4 protein-coding genes are annotated in these 3060 nt (G+C 59.3%); all 4 read left to right on the top strand.

Annotation, left to right across the window (positions count from 1 at the left end):
* On the top strand, positions 1 to 597 hold a 597-nt coding region (gene prmC, locus G113_RS19595; RefSeq protein ID WP_005911773.1), incomplete at its 5' end, for a peptide chain release factor N(5)-glutamine methyltransferase.
* Between the two features lie 38 nt (positions 598 to 635).
* Positions 636 to 1019 (top strand): SirB2 family protein, encoded by a 384-nt coding sequence (locus G113_RS19590; RefSeq protein WP_005911770.1) that lies wholly within the window; start codon positions 636 to 638, stop codon positions 1017 to 1019.
* A gap of 88 nt (positions 1020 to 1107) precedes the next feature.
* Positions 1108 to 1914 (top strand): SirB1 family protein, encoded by an 807-nt coding sequence (locus G113_RS19585; protein WP_005911765.1) that lies wholly within the window; start codon positions 1108 to 1110, stop codon positions 1912 to 1914.
* Between the two features lie 201 nt (positions 1915 to 2115).
* Positions 2116 to 2970, top strand: a complete 855-nt coding sequence (kdsA, locus tag G113_RS19580) for a 3-deoxy-8-phosphooctulonate synthase (protein WP_005911759.1) — start codon at positions 2116 to 2118, stop codon at positions 2968 to 2970.
* Positions 2971 to 3060: the final 90 nt, after the last annotated feature.

Below are 3060 nucleotides of genomic sequence, written 5' to 3'. Positions count from 1 at the left end.
AGCCCGGCGACGCTGATCCCGCGTCCGGATACCGAGCTACTGGTCGAACAGGCGCTCTCCCGGTTGCCCGCCGGGCCTTGCCGCCTGCTCGATCTTGGCACCGGCACCGGCGCCATCGCGCTGGCGCTCAAGTCAGAGCGTCCCGGTGACGATATCTGGGCCCTGGATCTGATGCCCGATGCCGTCGCCCTGGCCCGGGAGAACAGCCGGGCCTTGTCATTGCCACTGACACTGCTGGCGGGCAGCTGGTTTGCCCCTCTGGCCGAATTGGCGGCGCCGCCGCGTTTCGACCTTATTGTCTCCAACCCACCCTATATAGATCCGGATGACGAACATCTGGCTCAGGGTGATGTGCGCTTCGAACCACGCTCGGCACTGGTCGCCGACGAGCAGGGGCTGGCTGACTTGCGCCAGATAGTGGCGCAATCCCCGGACTATCTGCTCGCGGGAGGTTGGCTGCTGCTCGAACACGGTTGGACCCAGGGGGAGGCGGTGCGCAACCTGCTGTTGCAGCAGGGTTATCAGAGGGTGGCGACCATACGCGATTATGGCGATAACGAGCGAGTGACCCTGGGTTGCTGGCACCCTCATGACTGATGGCGGGCCAGGCCCCTGTCTTGTTCAAGGAATAAGTGATGTATTTTGCTCTCAAACATCTTCACCTGCTGCTCATCGCCGCCGCCGTGCTGATGTTCATACTGCGCTTCTACCGGCAGCAAACGGGGTCTAGCCGTGCGAGGGATCCCCGCACCCTGCAACTGAGTGGCTGGTGCAATGGCCTGGTGGTGCTCACCGGCGTGGCCCTGTGCATGGTGCTGGACCTCAATCCGTTCAATAATGTCGTGCCCTGGCTCAGCGAGAAGCTGGTATCCATTCTGGTGGTTGCCTTCCTGGGACTGATGGCGCTGCGTCTGGCCCGTGGCAATCTGATCCGCTGGTTTGCCTTTTTGGGCACACTGGGATGGGTCTATTTCGTGGCCAAGCTGGCCATACTCAAGCACTCAACGCTGTTTGGTTAAGGCCCATGATGCCCGGTATTGATAAATGGACTGAGGTTACCGACTCGCTGCTTACGACCAGCGGTCTGCTACCTAGGGGAATAGCCTGATGTTTCGCATCGATGAGTGGACCGATTTTGAGGCCCAGGATCTCGCCTTGCTGGCCCTGAGCGTCAGCGAGGAGATCAATGAGCATAATGGGGAAGGATCCCTGCGCGAACTGGAGCTGCTCGACGAGTGGCTCAATGAAACACTCCAGGAAGGCACCGCCGACGAGGTGCGCACTCAGCTGATCCATGGTTTCTACCAGAGTCTGGGGTTTCACGGCGACTGGCAGGACTTTTTCTCCTCTGGCAACAGCGACATTGCCACCGTGCTGGAGCAGCGCCAGGGGATACCGGTCAGCCTCGGCATATTGTTGATCCAGCTTGGCAGACGTGTGGGGCTGGATGTGGAAGGGATCTGCTTCCCCGGTTACTTCCTGGTGAGTTTTGCGGGTGATGAGGGGGAGGTCTATGTCGATCCCTTCAATGGCGAGGTGCTGAGCCACAGCCGTATCGAACTGTTACTGCGTGGCTCCCTCGGTAACCTGGCGACCCTGAAACCGGATCATCTGCAACCTTCTTCGGGGCAGTGGGAGATCATCGAACGGCTGATCAATGTCAGCAAGAGTGCCTTGCTGCGCGAGAATCGCATGGCCGAGGCGCTCCGTGCCAGCGAGCTGTTGCTGCGCATGAAACCCGGTGATCCGATGGAGACGCGGGATCGAGGTTTCATCTATGAGCAGCTTGACTGCCCGCGTTTCGCCGCCGAGGACTTTGAATACTTTATTGAACAATGCCCGGACGATCCGGTGGCCGATGTGCTCAAGATGCAGCTGGCCGCTCTGGATCTCAGCCCCAAGCCCCTCCATTGAGGACCCCTGGGAACTGAAACAGAAGAAAATCAAAACCGGTGTGCCCAAGGCGCAGCGGACTTATTTGGATTCAAGCCCCAAGCCCCTTCACTTTAAGGGGCCTGGGAACTGAAACAGAAGAGTATCAAACCGGTGTGCCCAGGGCATAACGGACCGACTTGGATGCAAGCCCCCAGCCTCTTCACTTTAAGGATGCCTGAGATGGAACAGAAGAATATCAAGATCAATGACATCGATGTAGCCAACGACAAACCGTTCGTGCTGTTCGGTGGCATGAACGTGCTGGAATCCCGCGACATGGCGATGGCGGTGTGCGAGAAGTACGTGGAAGTGACCAGCAAGCTTGGCATCCCCTTTGTGTTCAAGGCGAGCTGGGACAAGGCCAATCGCTCCTCCATCCATTCCTACCGGGGTCCTGGCCTGGAAGAGGGGATGAAGATCTTCCAGGAGCTCAAGGCGACCTTCGGCATGCCGGTGATTTCCGATCTGCATGAAGTGCATCAGGCCAAGCCGGTTGCCGAGGTAGTGGATGTCATTCAGCTGCCCGCCTTCCTGGCGCGCCAGACCGATCTGGTGGAGGCCATGGCCCGCACCGGCAACGTCATCAATATAAAGAAACCGCAGTTCCTGAGCCCAAGCCAGATGAAGAACATCACCGACAAGTTCGAGGAGTGCGGCAATGATCAGCTGATCCTCTGTGAGCGCGGCGCCAACTTCGGTTATGACAACCTGGTGGTGGACATGCTGGGTCTGGGCGTGATGAAGAAGAGCACGGGAGGCTATCCGGTGATCTTCGACGTGACCCACTCATTGCAGTGCCGGGATCCCCTGGGTGCCGCCTCCGGTGGCCGTCGTGATCAGGTGACCGAGCTGGCTCGTGCCGGCATGGCGGTCGGCTTGGCAGGTCTGTTCATCGAATCCCATCCTGATCCGAAGGTGGCCCGTTGCGATGGTCCGAGTGCCCTGCCGCTGGAGAAGCTGGAAGGCTTCCTCAAGCAGATGAAGGCGATCGATGACCTCATCAAGGGCTTCGACCCCCTCGATACCTCAGCCTGATAGCAAAGAAGAGCCGGTGCCCGCTCCGGGGACCGGTTCGCCTTGAGTCAGGTGGCGTCGGTATATTCAATGGGCAGTGCCGTGCCATCC

Origin of the sequence: Aeromonas molluscorum 848 (assembly GCF_000388115.1) — a bacterium.
GTDB lineage: Bacteria > Pseudomonadota > Gammaproteobacteria > Enterobacterales > Aeromonadaceae > Aeromonas > Aeromonas molluscorum.
This window is presented reverse-complemented; position numbering and strand designations above follow the sequence as displayed.

What these genes read in the sequence shown, in the direction of transcription:
- G113_RS19585 (WP_005911765.1), top strand. Translation starts at nt 1,108, where the DNA reads ATGTTTCGCATCGATGAGTGGACCGATTTTGAGGCCCAGGATCTCGCC.
- G113_RS19590 (WP_005911770.1), top strand. Translation starts at nt 636, where the DNA reads ATGTATTTTGCTCTCAAACATCTTCACCTGCTGCTCATCGCCGCCGCC.
- kdsA (WP_005911759.1), top strand. Translation starts at nt 2,116, where the DNA reads ATGGAACAGAAGAATATCAAGATCAATGACATCGATGTAGCCAACGAC.